At 34.2% G+C, this 21,217-nt stretch carries 20 protein-coding genes; 1 reads left to right on the top strand and 19 read right to left on the bottom strand.

Translation table 11 applies throughout. The features are described from left to right. Positions 1–106: 106 nt before the first annotated feature. Entirely contained in the window at positions 107–319 is a 213-nt protein-coding gene (locus C8E03_RS00850; protein WP_094379993.1) for a DUF378 domain-containing protein, read from the top strand. A 73-nt stretch (positions 320–392) separates the two neighbouring features. Here the strand turns inward: C8E03_RS00850 and C8E03_RS00845 are convergent, their stop codons facing one another. The 19 genes from C8E03_RS00845 to C8E03_RS00755 form a co-directional block, all read right to left on the bottom strand. Beyond that, on the bottom strand, positions 393–812 hold the full coding sequence (locus C8E03_RS00845) for a twitching motility protein PilT (RefSeq protein ID WP_094379991.1): 420 nt from the start codon (positions 810–812) through the stop codon (positions 393–395). A 211-nt stretch (positions 813–1,023) separates the two neighbouring features. Continuing rightward, complete coding sequence (locus C8E03_RS00840; protein ID WP_242993327.1) at positions 1,024–2,004, bottom strand: D-alanyl-D-alanine carboxypeptidase family protein; 981 nt, start codon at positions 2,002–2,004, stop codon at positions 1,024–1,026. Beyond that, positions 1,988–2,383, bottom strand: a complete 396-nt coding sequence (locus C8E03_RS00835) for a methylglyoxal synthase (RefSeq protein WP_094379989.1) — start codon at positions 2,381–2,383, stop codon at positions 1,988–1,990. Before C8E03_RS00835 ends, C8E03_RS00840 begins: the two co-directional genes overlap by 17 nt. 13 nt (positions 2,384–2,396) lie before the next feature. Next, positions 2,397–3,500 carry an FtsW/RodA/SpoVE family cell cycle protein gene (locus tag C8E03_RS00830; RefSeq protein WP_110290011.1) on the bottom strand — a complete coding sequence of 368 codons (1,104 nt, stop codon included), beginning with the start codon at positions 3,498–3,500 and terminating at the stop codon, positions 2,397–2,399. Positions 3,501–3,518: 18 nt separating this feature from the next. Then, complete coding sequence (gene minE / locus C8E03_RS00825; RefSeq protein ID WP_094379985.1) at positions 3,519–3,791, bottom strand: cell division topological specificity factor MinE; 273 nt, start codon at positions 3,789–3,791, stop codon at positions 3,519–3,521. Positions 3,792–3,805: 14 nt separating this feature from the next. After that, complete coding sequence (gene minD, locus C8E03_RS00820; protein ID WP_094379983.1) at positions 3,806–4,597, bottom strand: septum site-determining protein MinD; 792 nt, start codon at positions 4,595–4,597, stop codon at positions 3,806–3,808. A gap of 33 nt (positions 4,598–4,630) precedes the next feature. Next, positions 4,631–5,299, bottom strand: coding sequence for a septum site-determining protein MinC (gene minC / locus C8E03_RS00815; protein ID WP_094379981.1), 669 nt, complete (start codon positions 5,297–5,299; stop codon positions 4,631–4,633). Positions 5,300–5,326: 27 nt separating this feature from the next. Beyond that, positions 5,327–8,176, bottom strand: a complete 2,850-nt coding sequence (locus C8E03_RS00810; RefSeq protein ID WP_110290010.1) for a penicillin-binding transpeptidase domain-containing protein — start codon at positions 8,174–8,176, stop codon at positions 5,327–5,329. After that, positions 8,169–8,687: a rod shape-determining protein MreD gene (gene mreD, locus C8E03_RS00805; protein ID WP_094379978.1), complete on the bottom strand. Its 519-nt coding sequence runs from the start codon at positions 8,685–8,687 to the stop codon at positions 8,169–8,171. The genes C8E03_RS00810 and mreD overlap by 8 nt, the downstream gene beginning before the upstream one ends. Positions 8,688–8,708: 21 nt before the next feature. Continuing rightward, positions 8,709–9,551, bottom strand: a complete 843-nt coding sequence (gene mreC, locus C8E03_RS00800; RefSeq protein WP_094379976.1) for a rod shape-determining protein MreC — start codon at positions 9,549–9,551, stop codon at positions 8,709–8,711. A 13-nt stretch (positions 9,552–9,564) separates the two neighbouring features. Then, positions 9,565–10,584 carry a rod shape-determining protein gene (locus C8E03_RS00795; protein ID WP_094379974.1) on the bottom strand — a complete coding sequence of 340 codons (1,020 nt, stop codon included), beginning with the start codon at positions 10,582–10,584 and terminating at the stop codon, positions 9,565–9,567. Between the two features lie 73 nt (positions 10,585–10,657). Next, the gene (gene radC, locus C8E03_RS00790) at positions 10,658–11,371 is read right to left on the bottom strand and encodes a RadC family protein (protein ID WP_110290009.1); all 714 of its coding nucleotides are present in this window, start codon (positions 11,369–11,371) and stop codon (positions 10,658–10,660) included. Between the two features lie 41 nt (positions 11,372–11,412). Continuing rightward, positions 11,413–11,673: a DUF4321 domain-containing protein gene (locus C8E03_RS00785; RefSeq protein WP_094379970.1), complete on the bottom strand. Its 261-nt coding sequence runs from the start codon at positions 11,671–11,673 to the stop codon at positions 11,413–11,415. 115 nt (positions 11,674–11,788) lie between these two features. After that, a complete protein-coding gene (locus C8E03_RS00780) occupies positions 11,789–13,075 on the bottom strand; it encodes a methionine gamma-lyase family protein (RefSeq protein WP_110290008.1) in 1,287 nt (428 codons plus the stop codon). A gap of 51 nt (positions 13,076–13,126) precedes the next feature. Beyond that, positions 13,127–14,074: a tRNA (adenosine(37)-N6)-dimethylallyltransferase MiaA gene (gene miaA / locus C8E03_RS00775; protein ID WP_110290007.1), complete on the bottom strand. Its 948-nt coding sequence runs from the start codon at positions 14,072–14,074 to the stop codon at positions 13,127–13,129. 8 nt (positions 14,075–14,082) lie between these two features. Continuing rightward, positions 14,083–16,086, bottom strand: coding sequence for a DNA mismatch repair endonuclease MutL (gene mutL / locus C8E03_RS00770; RefSeq protein ID WP_110290006.1), 2,004 nt, complete (start codon positions 16,084–16,086; stop codon positions 14,083–14,085). 6 nt (positions 16,087–16,092) lie between these two features. Further along, positions 16,093–18,738: a DNA mismatch repair protein MutS gene (mutS, locus tag C8E03_RS00765; protein WP_330410650.1), complete on the bottom strand. Its 2,646-nt coding sequence runs from the start codon at positions 18,736–18,738 to the stop codon at positions 16,093–16,095. Positions 18,739–18,892: 154 nt separating this feature from the next. Continuing rightward, positions 18,893–20,551, bottom strand: coding sequence for a SulP family inorganic anion transporter (locus C8E03_RS00760; protein ID WP_110290005.1), 1,659 nt, complete (start codon positions 20,549–20,551; stop codon positions 18,893–18,895). A 183-nt stretch (positions 20,552–20,734) separates the two neighbouring features. Next, positions 20,735–21,094, bottom strand: a complete 360-nt coding sequence (locus C8E03_RS00755) for a YccF domain-containing protein (protein ID WP_094379961.1) — start codon at positions 21,092–21,094, stop codon at positions 20,735–20,737. Between the last annotated feature and the right edge of the window lie 123 nt (positions 21,095–21,217).

Genomic DNA, 21,217 nt, shown 5'->3' with positions numbered 1-21,217 from the left:
AATAGACCTTGAGAACTAATCGTTTTAAATATTTTTTACATATATTACCACTCATAATAATAAGAAAAAATATCAAACTATTAATATATTAAGGAGGGAATAAAAAATGGATTCACGAGGAATAGATTATACTTTATTGACAATTGCAATTATTGGTGCAATTAATTGGGGACTCATTGGCTTTTTTGGTTTTGACTTAGTTGCTTTTCTATTTGGAGAAATGACTCTATTTACAAGAATCGTTTATGGTATAGTTGGCATTTCGGGTCTATATATCATTAGTCTCTATGGTAGAATAGGCGCAATGAATAAAGCTTAATGAGAATATCTCAATCATCTAAAATGAGCTGTTGCACAAATTAACCAGTGCAACAGCTCCAATTCTTCTTAATTTATAATGAAACAACAATTAATGGTTTTAACTTTTCAGGAAGATTACTTTCATCATCCGATACACTGATTGTAAATGATATATTATATCTTTCACTTATCATAATCAATTTATCTATAGCCGTCTCAATTTGTTTACTGTCAAGATGAGCTATCTTAAAAAAACTATCAAGATATACTTCTTCCAAATCATAATCCTGTGAAATAATTCCGCAAATAAAACCAATAAACTCATCGCAATTTTCAATGGGATAATCCAATACATTTATTAATCTAACTTTATTACTAAGACCGTGAATGTTCTTAGTACTTTTGTCTAAGTAAACTATGTTTCCCGATGTTCCTTTTACTTTTTCATTAACCGAATCGAGTAGATACTTGGTCTTGCCTTTTCCTTTATTCCCTACAATTAAGCTTATCATTGTAATCTCCTCCTTAGACAGATTGTACAAACAATACAAAACACGAATAATGCTTTGTTATTGTTATGATTAGAAGTAACAATATTAAATTTTCAAAACCGTAAGTGAATTAATTTCATTATCTTTCAGTATAGGTACTTATTATAATAATATTTCACATCTCTTACAAGTTCAAGTTAATTATAGCCTAAATAAAGTCAAAAAACAACAATTAGTTGTTAATTTCGCCTAAAAGTTCTGTCATTTGTGTATACAATATACTCCTGTTTTCAGCTTTTAAAATGACAGAAATATATGGCTTACTGGATTCGTTTTGGCTCAACAAAATTAAACATGAACCTGCCGCATTGGTTGTTCCTGTTTTTCCTCCTATTACAGTAATACCATCTGGCGCATTCTCGTCGCCCTTTAAATATAAATTAGTAGTCTTAAAAGTAATATCCTTTGAAGAACCATCACTTAAAGTATATGTCGTAGTCCATGAATCTGTGTTAATGATTTCAAGAAATTTATCATATTTGATAGCTTCTTTAAAAATTAAATATAAATCATATGCCGTTGTGTAATGATCTTCGTCAGAAAGTCCATGAGGATTGACAAAATGTGAATTAGTAGCCCCAAGACTTTTTGCTTTTTCATTCATTAAGTTTGCAAATTCTTCAACACTGCCTGAAATATATTCGGCAATTGCCACAGCAGCATCATTTCCTGAATACATTAGCAAACCATGTAGTGCCTGTTCAAGTGTTATTTGATCTCCTGCTTTAAAGCCGCATAGCTGTGCTCCTGACTCTTTAATCTCTGAATTTGCTGAAACAGTAATGACATCATCTAAGTTACCCTTTTCAAGCGCGATTAATGCTGTTAAAACCTTAGTCAAACTGGCAGGATATAGTTTCTCAGTTGCATTGTTCGCATATAAAACTTCGAGTGAATCAACATCAAAAAGCGCAGCCGCCTCAGATAATGATGAATTAACTTGATCAGATGATACATTATCTGCTACAACACATATGTTAGATGCAAACGGTTTTACCGTCAAATTTTCTGATGAATTTATAATATTATATGCATAGTCACTACTATTTATATCATATTCATTTGTAAAATTTTTATCTTGGCAGCCTGCAAGTAAGAACAAAGCTGCTGTAATTGTAATTAACATGGTAATTACTTTATTTGTACATTTCACGCCACTCTAAGTCTCCTCTATCAAGAGATTTAATTAACAGCTCCGCAGTTGCTAAATTTGTTGCCAACGGAATATTGTGTGTATCACATAAGCGTACAACATTATTGACATCCGGCTCATGTGATTTAGGAGTCAATGGATCACGAAGAAATATAACCAAATCAATTTGATTATGTTCTATTTGTGCACCCAATTGCTGTTCTCCTCCTAAATGACCTGCTAAATATTTATGAATATTTAGATTCGCCACTTCTTCTATTAACCTTCCAGTTGTTCCGGTGGCAAATAGTTCATTTTTACTCAATATTCCTCGATAAGCGATACAAAAATTTTGCATCAATTTTTTCTTTGAATCATGTGCAATTAAACCTATATTCATACGATAACCCTCCTTAATATTTTTTGGGCTGAAGCCCTACATTTAAAACAAACCCCATTCCTATGAACAAACTAAGCAGTGAGGTAAGACCATAGCTTATAAAAGGCAATGGAATACCTGTATTAGGCATAAGCCCTGTTGCAACGCATATATTGACAAAACTTTGGCAGGTTACAAGTGCAGCCATGCCACAGCATATCAAAGTTCCTGATAAATCTTTTGCATTTTTGCCAATTCTAATACACTCCCAAGCGATTAAAGCCAGTAGTACTATTATAACACATCCCCCAATAAAACCAAGTTCTTCTCCTGCAACCGCAAAAATAAAATCAGTCTGAGCTTCTGAGATAAAATTGCCATTTTTAACTGAAGAGATAATATTATTATTTAATCCTTTTCCAAACAGTTGTCCTGAACCAATCGCTATTTTAGAGTTAGTTTGCTGATAAACTAAATCGTAATATAGTTCAGGCTGAAGCCAAGCCAATATCCTTTTCGCCTGATAGCCTTCAATAATTTTCTGTCCTGGCTGCAAAATAATACTAATCAGTAGGGCTGCCATAGGAATAACAATGGCGAATACACTTAATATTATTTTATAACTTAACCCAGCAACAAACAAGAGAATACAAAATATTAATGCTACTACTATACTGGTTGAAAGGTCTGGTTGTTCTTCTATCAAAACCAATGGAATTCCAATTAATATAACGGATGCTGCTAGTATTTTAACAGTATTAATCTGTTCCTGGTATTTCGTAAAAAACTTTGCAAAAAATAAAATTAAAATTATTTTACTAAGCTCTGAAGGTTGAAATCGAATGCCGGCAATCTCTACCCATCTTACTGCTCCACCCGCATCATCGCCAATCAATTGAACCAATAATAAAAGTCCAATATTAATAACGTACAAAATCCAGTAGAAATTAATCACATAAGAATAGTCCATTAATGATATTACTATCATAGCAATAATTCCGAGCACCAAACCCAGAATCTGTTTGCCTTGAACGGATTCTTTTGCACTTCCAATGATTAGTATTCCTAATGAAGATATTGCAATTAGTAAAATACATAATCTAATTTTATAATTTTTTAATTGATACTGTTTTAACATAGTTCTCTCCAGTTTATCTTACTCAGAAGTCTGTTTCAACTTTTTAATAGGTATATTAGCATATAAAGCCGGAACACCTTTGGCTCCATCAATATCAGTTTGTGTTATTTGAATATCCAAACCCTCGGCATCCACTTCTAAATATTTGGAAATGACCTTAATAATATCATTTTTTATCATTTCCATAACTTCAGGTGAGCAATTAGCTCTATCTGAAACTAACACTAGCTTTAAACGATCTTTCGCAACATCGCTTGAATTTTTCTTCCGGAAAAAATCCATAATGTTCATACTAACTGCCTCCTTTAGTTTTTCTTAAACAAACTTGCTATTTTTGCAAAAAAGCCATTTTCTGCTTTTAAATCCATTAAAGGAACTTCCTCTCCGATTACTCTATGACATATATTCATATATGCCTTTCCTGCTAATGTGTCAGAGCCTACAAGAGGTTCACCTTGATTGGTAGATATTACAATTGCTTCGTCATCTGGAACGGCACCAATTAGATTAATAGCTAATATATCAACAACATCATCAATTGACATCATATCTCCTCGTTTTACCATATCCATTCTTAAACGATTAACAATCAAATCAATTTTATCCATATTATTTGCTTCTAACAGCCCAATAATACGATCGGCATCTCGAATTGCAGATACTTCCGGTGTTGTAACAATTAATGCTCTGTCTGCACCTGCAATTGCATTCTTAAAGCCCTGCTCAATACCTGCTGGACAATCAAGAATTATGTAATCAAACTCTTCTTTTAATTCATCAGTAAGCTTTTTCATTTGTTCAGGAGTAACGGAAGTTTTATCTCTTGTCTGAGCGGAAGGTAATAAATAGAGATTGGAATATCTCTTATCTTTAATTAACGCCTGCTTAATTCTACAATTTCCTTCTACTACATCTACTAAATTATAAACAATGCGATTCTCTAAGCCCATTACAACATCAAGATTTCTTAATCCTATATCAGTATCAATCAGAACCACCTTTTTATCTAATTTAGCAAGTCCTGTACCCACATTTGCTGATGTTGTAGTTTTACCAACGCCACCCTTTCCCGATGTTACTACGATTACTTCACTCATACTATGTTTCCCTCCAAATTTTATAAGGTTTTGTTATAAATTTATATCATTTAGTACTGATTTTGAGATTGGTTCGATATAAATATTACCATCCTCCACATATGATATCTTAGGTTCATTACCTATATTTTTTCTTGTTTCATCTGAACTTCTTGCAATAACATCTCCAATTCGGATTTGAACCGGATTCATCTCAAGTGCTACTACAAAGGAAGATGGATTGCCGGTGGCACCAGCATACACATTACCTTTTAAAGCTCCAAGTATAATAACATTACCCTTCGAAATGACCTTGGCTCCAGGATTGACATCACCTAAAATAACTAGGCTTGTCTCTGCTTCTAAAATTTGTCCTGAACGCAAAGTTCCTTTGTAAAACTGTCCATCACGGGAATTAATTTCATTTAACTTTTCTTCTAATGTTTTTCTGAATCTTTGCTCACGCTTTTCATCTTCATCAATGATACAAACTATATGAATTTTAGAATTTTCTGATATAACATCTAAAATATCTCGTTCTTCATCTTCTGTAAGTTTTCTACCTTCAAAGGATAGAACCATTTTTGCATCCTTAAAGAATTTCTCGGATTCTTTAAACTTATTTGCAATTTCTACTAATAACTCATCATATGGAGTAGTTTCATCCAGTCTTACTACAATGCCATATTTATTACTCTTAATAACTACCGAGTTATTACTCATTTCATATTTCCTCCTTTACCAGAGTATCTAATCTCCTGCAACATACGAATCCAATTCCTCTGCTTTTCCTGTTATCACTTCAGAATCATCAGTAAGATTAAAATAATATTTTACTACATCTCTCCCTACTTCGGCAGCACTTGTTGAAGAATAACCGTTTGGTATCTGAACAGTGATAGCCACTTCTGGATTATCATAAGGTGCATAAGAAACAAATAGTGCATGATTGGGCTTTGTTGTAACCTCTTGAGCCGTACCCGTTTTACCTGCAACCGGAAGCTCTATACCTTTAAAAGCACCTAAATTTTCAACCACCATTCGCATACCTTCATGAATTGAAGTCCAAGTTGATGATTTTATATCATCTAAAGTATTATATACTGTTGGCTGATAATCTTCAATAACATTTCCGTTAGAATCTATAAGTTTATCCAAAAGTGTCAAATTATAACAAGTTCCGCTATTTGCAACCGTTGTAACATATTTTGAAAGCTGTACGTTGGTAAAGTTATTTGTACCTTGTCCGATGGATGAACGAATAGAATCTTCATCCGTAATCTGTGGTTCTGATTCAGTTATTTCAATACCACTTGTTTCTGATAAACCATATTTAGTTGCATATTCTCTTAACTTATCAAGCCCTGTCTGACTAGAATACTGATCAGACGAAGTTAAACTAAGCCGCCAGCCTACTTCATAGAAGAAATAGTTGCAGGAATCTCTTAATGCTTCTGAAACATTAATCTTTCCATGCGTCATATGAGATGATGTATATTTCCAACATTTGGGCGCTTTTGGAGGTTGTTCCACTTTCGTAAATACACCTAAATCATCAATCTGTTCCGTCGTACTGATCACGCCCTCTTCTAAGCCTGCTGTTGCAGTCACCATTTTAAAGGTTGAACCCGGTGCCGTTTTTTGCTGTGTTGCACGATTTAATAAAGGATAGGATTTATCATTTAATAATTTATTATAGTAATCTGCATCAATACTGTTCGCGAATTTATTGTTATCGTAGCTAGGATACGTAACGCACGCAAGCACTTCACCTGTATTTACATCCGTTACAACACAGGAGCCGGAGCATGGCCATAAAGCTAATTGGGCTGGTGTAATTTCCAGATCCTCAATTTTACTGACTATAAATTTGTAAGCTCCACCTGCTGCCGAAATAGCTAAACTTGGTGTTGTTGTATCTTCTGCCTTTAATATTCCCTGATCAAAAAGCATGAGACATATTTCCTGACCTGATAATATATTTTCTTTAATCATGTATTTATATAGTTTTTTATCAAATTCAGCATTACTGGTTAAGCTTTTCTCTACATAAGCTATCAAAGAATTAAAGATTTCATTTGTATCCGCATATCGTTTTTCAACATCTATTTTAGTAATATCAATCCAGTTTTTAGATATTGCATAGGATAGATAATCCTTTAAGCTGATTGTTTCATTTTTCCAAGCCTTGTAAGTATCGTCATCTGTGTCAATTGAACTCTTGAGCATAATACCATTATCCGTTAAAAAGGTTACAAGATAAGATACGTATACCTTCATTTCGTCGCTTAAATTTTTGTAAGCTTGTGAATTGCTGCCAGTTAATTGCTCCGCTATACTTGCAATAACAGATGCTTTTTTATTTTCATATTTTGAATAAACTGCACTTTCCGTAGCACTTGCATTTTCATTGGAGAAATGATTAATATCAATTACATTATTGTCAATTAATGCAAAATAAACATCATCAATCGGAATGATGATATCACTTGCAGAAGCATTGGAGGTTGGAACATATTCTTTGATATTTTGTATTTTGGAAACCAGAATACCTGCCAATTTTTGCTCAATAATTTTATAAACTGCTTCTTGTAAATCTTTATCTATAGTAAGCTGTACATTATTACCTGCAATCGGTTCTGTTTTAGAATCCGTTTCAATCACCTTTCCAAGGTTATCTACATATACCTGTTCAGTTCCTTTTGTACCTTGCAGCTGCGTTTCCATATATTTTTCAATACCTGATTTACCAACCACATCCGTTTGCTTATAGCTGTCATTTTCTTTTTTAAGAGAGTCCAGTTCCTCTTGCGAAGCTTTTCCAGTATATCCAATAATATGTGCAAAGTACTCACTATCCACATATCTTCGAATTGATCCTTCCTCTATACTGACCCCTTGTAATACATCTTCATTCTCCATTACCACAGCTACCGTTTCATCGCTTACATCGGTAGCTACTGTTGTTGCCAAATATTTCTGATAGCTATTAGCGGACATTGCAAAGCGAATTGTAATAATCTTAAGTGCTTCCTCGTTTGTATAATTATCACCGATGTCATATTTTTTTTCACCTCGAAGGTATTCTATCACCTCGCTTGCAGAATTATCTGCATTCTCTCCTATATCCTCTACATTCGCCTTACCATAAATATCAGCAAGAAATCTTAATAGTTGAGTATCTGAAACTGTATACGAATAATTTCCAGAACCATCCATTACGATATTAAAATCATTAATAATATCGTCTCCATTTGCTTCAATAATATTGATTAATTGATAAATGATATCATTTAAAGCTTTGTTTTTTTCTTTCGTAGATGAATAGTTACCGTTATCCTCAATCGTGACCGCATATGCTAATTCATTATAAGCCAGAACCTCACCATTTCGGTCATAAATTTTACCACGCGTACTTGGAATAGTTTTCTCTTTCTTTATTTTTAAAGTAAAATTCTCCAAATATGTATTACCATTTACAATTTGTAATTGAAAAATTCTTTGAATCAGAACTGCAAACATAATACCAAAAACAATTGTTAATATAAATAATCTGGAAGAAACTATACTCTTTAAAATTTCCTTTATATTTTTAAACAAACTTGCTTGCACTCCTTTTTTCATGTGATTCTAGTTTGCGGTTGATTGCCCTAATGATTCTGTATAATACAATTGTTACTACAACCGTATAAACAACTTCTGGCAAAATAATATGAACAAAATAATATCCAAAATCAAATCTTGATCGAAGTAAAAATAAAAATACATAAATGATTAATCCATATATCAAATCGCTTATAGTAATAAGGACTATTGGTAGTTTAATATCTTCATCATAAAAGAGTTTATTAAAAAATCCATTTACATATCCAATGTACATATAAATTAAAGCATAAAAACCTAATACATCTCCATAAAATATGTCGATTAGAAATCCACAAAAAAATCCGATTATCAATCCTTCTTTTTTACCTCTCATAAATCCAAACGATGAAGTAACAACTATCAGTAAATTAGGAGTTATATATGCCATAGATAATGCTTTAAATAAGGTGCATTGAAAACAAAAACACACAATCACGAGCAGAGTCACTACTATTTTTCTATTCATTTATCCCCCGCCTTTCATTGCTTATTCTTTTAAATCTGTAATTACCAATACCTCTTGTAAATGCTCAAAATCCACAACCGGAGTAACATATCCAGAGCTTGTAAGATTATTTGCATCGGTAGTTTTTTCACTTATATATCCAATTAATATACCTTGTAAATATTTATCACTAATATTAGAAGTTACGACCTTGTCGCCAACATTCACTAAATTATCCTGGTCATTTAATTGGCTAAATTGAATCATGCCCTGACTCATTAGTTTTAAATCACCAGTAATAATACACCGGTCAGATGTAGATAATATCATAGCACTCACATTACTGGAATCATCAATGATTGCCCTGACCGTTGACCAGTTAGGACCTACCTCTGTAATAATACCAACCAGCCCACTACCCGCAATTACATTGTTATCTACCTTAAATCCTTCATTAGAACCTTTGTCTATTGTAAATGTACTAAACCAATTACCGGGATCTTTTCCTATAATTCGAGCTGCTACCTTATTATAGCTTGGATATGTCTCATCAAGTTTATACAGTTCTCTTAACCGGGCCAATTCATATTTATCCTGCTGTAAGGCACTGTTTTCTATTGTTAATTCGTCAACCATAGCCTGAAGCTTAATGTTTTTATCCATTAAATCCTGAAGGTTTTGTAGCTGTTCTGCTTTACCGGTAAGGCTTGTACCAATATAATTGATGCCATTTTGTATTGGTATAAAAACATAACCTGATATCACTTTAAACGGCCCTGTAGCTAAATCAGTAGTAAACGTAATAAAAATCATGGCTACACAAAAAAAGGTAACAATTAGTAAAAGGTATTTACTTGGTAATGAAAATCTTGCTTTTCTTTTCATAATATACCTCTGATTATCTTACATTGTTTAAATTTTTCGTTGTGTATGCAAGTTTTCTATATTCCGCTTCATTAATCATTTTGCTAAAACCTCTCGCTACACTTTCTGCAGGCTTATCACAGATATTAACCTTAAGCCCTGTTTCTTTATGAAACATTTTATCTAAGCCCTGTATATTAGATGAACCTCCGGTTAAATAAATGCCTGCTCTTATAATATCCGCACCAAGTTCTGGCGGCGTTCTCTCCAAAATCACCTTCACCGCATCCACAATGCTATGAAGCGGTTCACTGATTGATTCGTATATTACTTTTGAACTGATTGCAAGCTCTGAAGGAAGTCCTGTTACAATATCCCTTCCATAAACTCCAGCGCTGGATTCATCAGGAGCTAATGCATTTGCCAATTCTTTCTTAATAACTTCTGCTGTTTTATCACCTATGATAAAATTGAAATTTCTCTTAATGTAATTAATAATTGCTTCATCAAATTTATTACCACCAATTTTAATTAATCTGCTCACTACAATTCCACCTAATGAAACAATTGATATTTCAGTTGTATCAGCTCCTATATTTACAATCATAATACCTTGTGAACTGGTCACATCAATTCCAAGTCCCAATGCATCTACAATTGCTTTTTCGGTAATGTAAACCCGCTTCGCCTTTACATTTGCATTTTCAACCAGATCATAAAAAGCTCTTTTTTCTACTTCTGTTATATCAGTAGGTACTGCGATATAGTAATCTCCATTTTTAAGATTACTCTTAGCTGCTTTCTCAAGCATTTTTTTAAGAATTAATTGCATATTCTTAATATCAGCAATTACTCCGTTACTCATTGGATAAGTAACTTTAATATTGGCAGGTGCTTTCTCATACATTTCAAAAGCCTCATCACCTACCGCAAAGAATACATTTTTATTTAAAATAGCAATAATATTTTTTTCATTTAATATTGTATCCTCATCTTCATTATATATTTTAATGTTACTTGTACCTAAATCGATACCAAAAATATTGCTAGCCAAATCATTGACCCCCTTCTTATTTCTTCGTTTTGTATTTATTAGATATTTTGCACTTATTTTGTTAAAAATATTTTTATAATATTCCCAGTTCTTTCAGACTGACAAATTTTCTATCACCTATAATAATATGATCCAAAAGCATGATTCCTATTAATTCACCAGCTTCCTTAATTCTTCTTGTTGCTAAAACATCTTCCTTGCTTGGAGTTGGATCTCCGCTTGGATGATTATGTATTAAAATAATATGAACAGCTTGATTATTCAGGGATTCAAGGAATATTTCTCTCGGTGATATCAGTGAGGAATTTACCGTTCCTTTTGAAATAACTTTATCATTAAGAAATTGGTTTTTGGTATCAACCATAATAAGTAGTGTAACTTCCTGATTTACAAATCGTAAATCTTCCATATAATAATCTGCTATTGTGTGCGGATTATTCATGCAAAGTTTGCTTTTTGCATTCGTTTTCGAAATTCTTCTGGAAAGTTCAGCTATGCACTTAATCTGAACTGCCTTTACCTGTCCTATTCCTTTTATACGCTGTAATTCCTTTAGCGATAATTTAGTAACAGCAAGCAAATTGTCTTGTGTATTTGATATATTAAGAACCTTTCTCGCTAAATCAATTGATCTTTCATTTTTTGTCCCAGTCCTTATTATAATTGCCAATAATTCTGCATCTGATAATGATTCTGCACCAGATTCTAAAAATTTTTCATAAGGCTGCTCTGATTTAGGCATTTGCTTCATTGTCAAGCTTGTACTCTCTTCAAGATGTTTATACATAGATACTCCTTTTTAACATCTCTCCAAAACTATAACTATCATTATAATGTAAAATATATGATAATAGCAACTATTACCCCAATAATACTTGCCATTGTTATTTTAATATTCAATCCGAAAGTAATAACCAGAATCCCTAAATTTAAAATAATTGGATTTTCTAAACCGAAGCTCTGTCCATAATTCAACCAACTCAGATAAGAAGTTCCCTCACCCAGCGTCCCGATAAATCCGCCTAGAACAATTCCAGTCAGAATTAGTAAAAACAATGCCCAAGAGTTCTTATTTCTACTAAAACTCATATAAACCTCCATACATTTTAGCAAGTAGTTTACGTAATAGTATTATGTAAACTTATTAATAACCATAACAAACAAATTCATTTTATCATAAATCGTTTTTCTTGTATACAAAAATTTATAGTTTCACTATTCCTGCATCCTTTAACTTCTGTAATGACATCATAATACCCATCTTGGCATGTTGCCAAGTAAGTCCACCTTGGAAGTAAACAGCATACGGTGGTTTGATAGGTCCGTCTGCACTTAATTCAATAGAGGAACCTTGTATAAATGCTCCCGCTGCCATAATAACATCACTGTCATAACCTGGCATAGCCCATGGTTCTGGTACAACATGGCTGTCAACTGGTGCGGCTGCCTGTATTCCTTTGCAAAACTCAATAACTCCCTTTGCTGATCCAAAGGTAACCGCTTGTATAATATCATGACGGCTTTGTGTACTATCAGGAACAACAACAAAGCCTAATTTTTGATAGATATTTGCAGCAAAGATGGCGCCCTTTAATGCTCCGCCCACCACCGTTGGTGCTAAAAACAAGCCTTGAAAAAAAGACTGTGTAACACCAAGAGTCGCTCCGACTTCCTTCCCTAGTCCGGGTGATGAAAGACGGTATGCTGCATTTTCAACACATTCCTTTGTACCTACAATATATCCACCAATTGGGGCAAGTCCACCTCCTGGATTTTTGATTAAGGAACCAACAGCCATATCAGCACCTACGTCTGTCGGTTCTATTCTTTCAACAAATTCTCCATAGCAATTATCAACCATACAAATAACATTAGGTTTTATTCCCTTAACAAAAGCAATCAATTCTCCAATTTGTTTAACTGATAACGTTGGTCTGGTTTGATAGCCCTTTGAGCGTTGTATGGTTATCAGCTTTGTTTTGGAATTGATTGCTTTTTTTATATTCTCATAATCAAAGGAACCATCCTCTAATAAATCTACCTGTCGATATGTAACTCCATATTCTTTTAAAGAGCCTTTGGATTCTCTGATTCCAATTACCTCTTCTAATGTATCATACGGCTTTCCCACAGGTGATAATAATTCATCACCTGGTCTTAGATTTGAAGAAAGAGCAACATTGAGTGCATGTGTACCGCATATTAGCTGTGGTCTTACAAGTGCCGCTTCCGTGTGAAAAACACTGGCGTACACTTCCTCTAGGGTATCCCTTCCCAAATCATTATAGCCATAGCCTGTTGTGGCGGCAAAATGTATATCACTTACCTTATTTTTTTGCATTGCACTGATTACCTTTAGCTGATTGTATTCAACTGTTTCATCAATTGCAGCAAAACGTTCCTTTAACGTTTGTACGATCTCTTCGCCAAAGGTATAAACCTCTTCATCTATTCCTAAATTTTGATACATTTTATTGATTTCTAAATTCATTTTCTATCATTACGGTGTTGATGCTGGTAAAAGCACCGCATTCCTTCCTAATTATTTAATTATATTTTTCTCTTGAATAAGGTTTCGCATCTGGGTCAGAACCAATTCCTTATTATATGCAAACTCTGGCAGATTAAGCCAAATTACATCCGACTCTCTTTTAAACCAAGTAAGTTGTCTTTTAGCAAAATGTCTGGTATCTCTTTTCAGAATGTAAATTGCCTCCTCAAAAGAAAGCTCCTCATCAAGATAGCTTAATATTTCCTTATAACCGAGTCCTTGCATGGAAACCATATCCTTTGTATAACCCTTTTCCTTTAATGTCTGTACTTCTTGAATCAGCCCATTAGAAAGCATTTGATCAATTCGTGTGTTTATTCGGTCATATAAAACTAACCTGTCATCATTTAGAACAAAATATGCGAACTGATAGGGTGACTCTTTTGTTCTTTGCTCCTCATTGTGTTTTGATATGCATTGACCTGTTTGCTTGTAATATTCCAAAGCTCTGATTACTCTTTTTATATTATTATAATGAATCTGACAAGCAGATGCTTCATCTACTTCCCTAAGCATATTATGAATATATATTGCTCCTTTTTCTAATGACAACGCCTCAAGTTCTCTTCGGTACGCACTGTCTTCCATGGTGTCTGTAAAATCAATGTCATAAAGGATTGCCTGAATATAAAAGCCTGTACCTCCTACGAGAATAGGAATCTTTCCCTTATCGTAAATTTCTTTCATATACCGTTTGGCATACTGTTGAAATTTTACCACATTGAATTCTTCATCCGGCTCCAATTCATCAATCAGATAGTGCTTTACACCATCCATTTCTTCCTTTGTTACTTTAGCAGAGCCAATATCCATGTATTTATACACCTGCATAGAGTCAGCAGAGATAATTTCTCCATTCACTGCCTTTGCAAGGGATATAGAAAGCTCTGTTTTGCCTACTGCTGTAGGTCCTGTTAATATAATGAGTGGTCTTTTCAAATAATCACCTACACAATACGTTTAAATTTTTTTTCTAATTCTGATTTAGTCATTGATATAATAGTTGGACGTCCATGTGGACAGTTATATGGATTATCCAAGGTTAATAATTCATCTATTAATGCTGTAGCTTCTAAGACAGATAATTTATTATTCCCCTTTACGGCTGCTTTACAAGACATCGAAGCAAGTTTTTCATCTATCATATCAGGATTAGATACGGTCAAATTCTCACTCAGACTGTCTATCATTTCAATCAGCAAATCCTTATGGGCAATGGAAAATAAATTTCCGGGAACGGCTCTTACAGAATATTCCTTACCACCAAATGACTCAATTTCAAAGCCGATTCTTGTAAAGCTGTCCATGTACTTTTTCACCAACTCCTCTTCCTGCATAGAGAGAGTCAATATGATTGGCGGACTGATTAATTGAGATGTATGCTCCTTGCTCTTTAAGGATTTAACCATCCGCTCATATAAAACCTTTTCATGAGCCGCATGTTGGTCAATTAAATACATTTTATCATGATATTGTACAATCCAATAGGTATCAAATACTTGCCCAATCATTTTATGCTCATATTTTGCTTCCTTGGTTAACAGCTTATCTTCAAATAAATCAAGCTGAACCGCTTTTGAAGCGATTGGCTCACCAGCTTCAATATCTGCTCTTATGATTCTTTCTGTTCCCTCTTCATTATTAGTTGATATTAATTCTTTATTGACATCTAGGTTTGCATTTTGGATAAAATCAGTTTTCGTATCCGGATATGGGCTAGCTGCCTCTTTAAACATCATATCTATTTTAGATAAGGGCTTATGAGAGGCTTCTATAACCGTTTTTTGTAAATTTTTGTATTCCTGTTTACTTTCGTTCCTATTTACATTTATATTTATATTTTCATTTTTATTATCATTTTTATAACCAAGTCTGTTTTTTTCAAATGGTTCGGGTGCTGACGTAAGTTTTACAGTTTCATTTGAATTTTCATCATTGCTAAGGCTAACCTTGGGAATCAGTTCACGTCTTGTTAATCCCTCCGAAATGGTGAGGAAAATAAATTGATAGATTTCTTCTTGATTGCTAAATCTCAGCTCCATTTTAGTTGGATGAACATTGACATCTAGTAAATCACCATCGATTGTAAAATGAAGTGCGGTAAAGGGATATTTATGCTGCATCATAAAGGTTTTATAACCTTCTTCAATTGCTTTTGATATAAGATTGCTCTTTACGTATCTTGCATTTACATAATAGTTTTCGTAATTACGATTTCCTCTTGAAATTACAGGTTTACCAATAAATCCAGTAATTTTTACACCTTCCATTTCGGTATTAAGTTCAATTAGATTACCTGCGATCTCTCTGCCATATACATTATAAATAATGTCTTTTAAGTTGGTATTACCTGATGTATGTATTTTGGTTTGATTATTATTAATGAATTTAAAGGAAATATCAGGATGTGATAGCGCCAGTCTTTCAACCAAATCATTAATATAAGAAGCTTCCGTAACCGCTGATTTCAAAAATTTTCTTCTGGCCGGAGTGTTATAAAAGAGCTTTCGAACCAAAAAAGTGGTTCCCTCTGGTGCTCCAATATCTTCTAGTTCTTTTTCTGCTCCACCTTCGATAATATATCGAATTCCCATTAAGCTTTCCTTTGTCTTTGTAATCAATTCTACCTGTGAAACCGCAGCTATACTTGAAAGCGCCTCACCACGAAACCCCAAAGAAGCCACACAAAGTAAATCCTCTACACGCTTAATTTTACTGGTTGAATGTCTTAAAAAAGCAAGTGCTGCTTCCTCCCTTGGAATTCCACAACCATTATCAGTAATTCGGATAAAGCTAATTCCACCTTCCTTTATTTCTACCGTAATCGCAGTTGCATTTGCATCTATCGCATTTTCCACTAATTCCTTAACAACGGAAGATGGCCTTTCTATGACTTCTCCCGCTGCTATTTTATCAATTGTATTTTGATCCAATAGAGCTATATTTGGCATTTTTCATCACCACCTGTTTTTAATCTTATTTTGCAGTTTGTAAAGTGTATTGAGAGCATCAATTGGAGTGAGATTTGAAAGATCTATACCCTTCAATTCCTCTAAGATATCATCATCTTTTACTGTATCAAATAAAGACATTTGTTCCAAATCAACTTCGTCAAGCTTTGTTGACTTAGGCTTTTTCAAATTATTGTCTACGGCGATATTCTTTACCTTTGCGGTGATATCGGCATCATTTAGTTCACTAACAATCTCTTTGGCTCTTGCAATGACACTCTCAGGTACTCCTGCCAGCTTTGCTACCTGAATACCGTAACTGTTATCTGCTCCGCCTTTTACAATTTTGCGAAGAAAGACAATGTCTTCTCCTTGCTCCTTTACTGCAATGCAATAGTTATTTACACTGTCAAGCTTACCCTCTAACTCCGTAAGTTCATGGTAGTGTGTAGCGAAAAGCGTTTTCGCTCCTAAAAGCCTTGGATTACTGATATGTTCTACCACTGCCCATGCGATGCTAAGGCCGTCAAAGGTACTGGTACCTCTTCCTATTTCATCAAGTATCAATAAACTGTTTGAAGTAGCATTTCTTAAAATGTTGGCAACCTCTGTCATTTCTACCATGAAAGTGCTCTGCCCAGATGCCAAATCATCCGATGCGCCGACTCTTGTAAATATCCTATCCACGATTCCAATTTTTGCAGAGCTTGCAGGCACAAAGCTGCCAATTTGAGCCATCAAGACAATTAAAGCTGTCTGTCTCATATAGGTAGATTTACCGGCCATATTGGGACCTGTAATAATGGATATTCGTTTATTGGTATTGTTTAAGTAGGTATCATTTGGAATAAACATATCATTGCTAATCATCTTCTCAACAACGGGGTGACGCCCATTTTTAATATCAATATCCCCCTTGCTGTTAATAGATGGCCGGCAATAATTTCCTCTCTCTGCCACAAGTGCAAGTGAAGTAAATACATCTATCTTAGCGATTGCTTTAGCAGTTGCCTGAATTCGAATTACCTCATTTGCAATTTGATCCCTCAGTTCACTAAATAAATCGTACTCAAGAGAAAACAACTTATCCTCCGCTCCCAGTATAATATCCTCTAATTCCTTTAATTCAGGAGTTATATAACGTTCTGCATTGGCTAATGTTTGTTTTCTGGTATAGTCATCAGGTACTAAATCCTTATAGGAATTTGTAACCTCAAGGTAATAGCCAAATACTTTATTGTATTTAATCTTAAGTCCCTTAATTCCTGTTCGTTCCCGCTCCTTTGCCTCTAAATCAGCAAGCCAGGATTTTCCTTCTGTCTTTGCATGCCGATATTTATCAATTTCCTCATGAAAACCTTCCTTAAAGATTCCGCCTTCCTTGATTGCAATCGGAGGCTCTTCTGCAATTGCACGATCAATGAAAGAGAAGATATCCTCTAAGGTATCTAGTTCCTCATAGATTTCGACTAACAACGGAGTCTTTAGCGTCCCCATAATATATTTTATATAAGGCAGCATAGACAGTGAACTTGAAAAAGCAATTAAGTCTCTTGGATTTGCTGATTTATAGCTTATTTTACTAATGAGACGTTCTAAATCATAAATCGGTTTTAAATATTCTTTAATTTCTTCTCTGGATATCGCATTTTTGTTTAATTCTTCAATTGCATCCAATCTATTTTCAATTTCATCTTTATCAATCAATGGCTGTTCTATGTAGCTTCGAAGCAATCTGGCTCCCATTGCCGTTTCTGTCTTATCAAGCACCCATAAAAGAGAACCTCGTTTATTTTTTTCTCTTAGGGTTTCCACAAGTTCGAGATTTCTTCTTGTAGAGCTGTCAATTAACATAAATTTACCCGTTGAATAAGGTTTAATTGATGTTAAATGTGACAGGGAGGTTTTCTGCGTTTCAAATAAATATTGTAACAGCGCTCCGGCACTTATCACTCCGCAATCGTAATCCTCTAGCCCAATAGCATGTAAGGAGCCTGCTTTGAAATGCTCCATTAATGACTTCTTACATAAATCATCTTCAAAATACCAGGAATCCAGTGAATAAATCGTAATTCCCAGACGGTTCTTCATATCCTCTATGTCAATTCCGCTTACGTAGAAAGAATTGTTGCAGATAATCTCAGAAGGCAAAAATTTATTAATTTCATCAATTAATTTTCGTGACGTATCTACTTCCGTTACAAGATAGTCTCCCGTTGTAACATCTGCTATTGATATGCCATATTGATCTTCCATATAGACAATACACATGATGTAATTATTCTTGGTTTCATCAAGGGCTTGTGTATTTAAGTTAGTTCCCGGTGTTACGATTCGAATTACCTCTCGCTTTACGATTCCCTTTGCAGTCTTTGGATCCTCTACCTGCTCGCCAATTGCCACTTTATAGCCTTTCGATACCAATTTATTTAAATAGCCATCTAATGCATGATGCGGTACCCCACACATCGGTGCACGCTCTTCTAAGCCACAATCCTTACCGGTTAACGTAATCTCAAGTTCTCTTGCTGCTGTAATTGCATCCTCAAAAAACATTTCATAAAAATCACCTAATCTATAAAATAGAATGCAATCCTTATATTGCGATTTCGTCTCTAAATATTGCTTCATCATTGGAGTTAATTCCGCCACTATATCTTCCTCTTTCTATCTAAAATTATATAACCTAACTTTTAAGGGACGCAACGATTAGAATATTCTAATTGTCTACGTCCCTATCCATTTTATCTTAATTCATTTTCACTTGCAAGTAGGTTATAAGAAATAGTACATCTTTCCTCAATCTCTACATATAGCTTTTGCTTAGCATTTCTGCTCTTTTTAATGCGGTATCTATATTTTCACAAAAATTTTCTTGTTGAATTAATTTATCAAAACCCGCTTTAGCCATAACTGACATAGGCTGATTTTGTACATGTGAAAATATTAAAGTAATATTATTTTTGGTACATTTTTTATGTATATCCTGAAGCATTCTAAGCGCTGTGGCATCTAATGCCGGCACACCCTTCATTCGTAAAATAATGGCATTAATCGATTGATCCGTAGGGATGTTTATGAATTTATTTGCTGCCGCAAAAAACATTGGTCCTACAATTTCATATACGAGCGTATTCTTTGGAACTTTTCTCAACTGAATACTATCCGGATCATTTTCTTCTTCTTCGCTGTCCTCGATGTATTTCCAGCTATCAACCATTGTAACCTCTGACATTCTCTTCATAAATAGTAAGGCAGCCAGAACAATTCCAATTTCTATAGCTACTACCAAGTCAAATATAATAGTCAATGCAAAGGTGGTTATTAAAACGATAATATCACTCTTTGGAGCAGTTTTAACTAATTGTGCAAACGTTCTCCATTCACTCATATTATAAGCAACAAGAAATAGTATCGAAGCGATTGCAGGCATTGGTATCAAAGCTGCATAAGGCATTAAAACAACCAAAATAAGAACCAGCGTAACAGCATGTACCATTCCGGCAATTGGAGTACGTCCTCCGTTTTTTACATTTGCCGCTGTTCTTGCTATTGCACCTGTTGCCGGAATACCTCCAAACAACGCCGAAACAATATTTCCTGTACCCTGTGCAATCAGTTCCATATTAGATCGATGCTTACTCCCAATCATGCCATCTGCAACCACGCAAGATAAAAGAGATTCAATCCCTGCCAGCACTGCAATTGTAAATGCATCCGGAAGCACATTCTTAATGGTTGCAAAAGTCATATGAGGTACCATCAAACTTGGCAGCTTATTACTAATTTCATAAAGTGAACCTATGGTATTAACATCCATATTCAATAATTTTACCAATACACTAGATACAATAACTGCTATTAAAGAGCCAGGAATCTTCTGACTTACTTTTGGCCATACAATCAAAATGCAAATACTGATGCATCCAATGATTAAAGCCTGATAATTTACTGTCTTTATGCTTGTTATACAGGCATTTAGCTTATCCATTGTTTCGACCGGCGCAGTTTTAAACTTTAGTCCTAAAAAGTCTTTCACCTGTCCAATGAATATAGTCACTGCTATACCCGATGTAAAACCCGTTGTAATCGTATAAGGTATAAATTTAATCAGACTTCCAAATCTTAATAATCCCATTATGATTAAAATAATACCGGCTAAAATCGTCGCAGCAATGAGTCCCTCCATTCCTGTTCTGGCTACAACTCCTGCCACAATGGTAGCAAATGCCGCAGTTGGTCCTGCAATCTGAACACGGCTTCCTCCCAGAAACGATATTACAAATCCTGCTGTAATCGCAGTATACAATCCTTGTTCAGGCCCTACCCCTGAAGCAAGCGCCAGAGCAATAGATAAAGGTAATGCAATAATGGCAACAATGATACCGGCAATCACATCCTTGACAAACTGCTCCTTTGTATAGGTTTTCATCACTGAAAACAATTTGGGTTTTATTTTTTCCATTTTTAAAATGAACCTCCATTAACTTAAAAATAGACGCCTCAATCCCAAGATTAAAGCATCTATTATCTTATACTATTCCTAAAAATATGTTTTTTCAAGATTATTTGAGTAATTTTGACATTTTTATCTATTATTCCTAATTTAATCGTTTTGTTACCATATTATTTGTGAAGTTTTAAATGTTTAATAAACTCTGGTACCAAAAGGCATTAATGCCAGCTTTGCTATTTTAAAATGCTGTAGCCCAAATGGAATACCAACAATCGTAATACAGCAAATCACACCCCAAAAGGCTGATTCAATGGCAAGAGGCACTCCTGAAAAAACAATCCAAAGTATATTTAATATAAATGATCCAATTCCTCCGCCGTAATCTACTTCTTTCCCAAAGGGGAATAAAACCAATCCTGCAATTTTAAAGCACTGAACCCCAATTGGAATACCAACAATCGTAATACACCATAAAGCACCTGCCAGCAACCAGCTAAGGCAGGTTATAAACCCCCCGCATATACACCAAATAATATTACCTAAACATCCCATTCGATAACCTCCTGTTTCATTGTCTTTTGTTAATATTAAATTTAAATCGGTTATTCTCAATACTCTTTCTCACTAAATTATTTAAACTATTATATAAATAATATGAATTTAAAAATAAATTAT

The organism is Lachnotalea glycerini (assembly GCF_003201285.1).
GTDB lineage: Bacteria > Bacillota > Clostridia > Lachnospirales > Lachnospiraceae > Lachnotalea > Lachnotalea glycerini.
The sequence above is the reverse complement of the archived record's forward strand: the minus strand, read 5'-3'. Positions and strand labels throughout refer to the sequence as shown.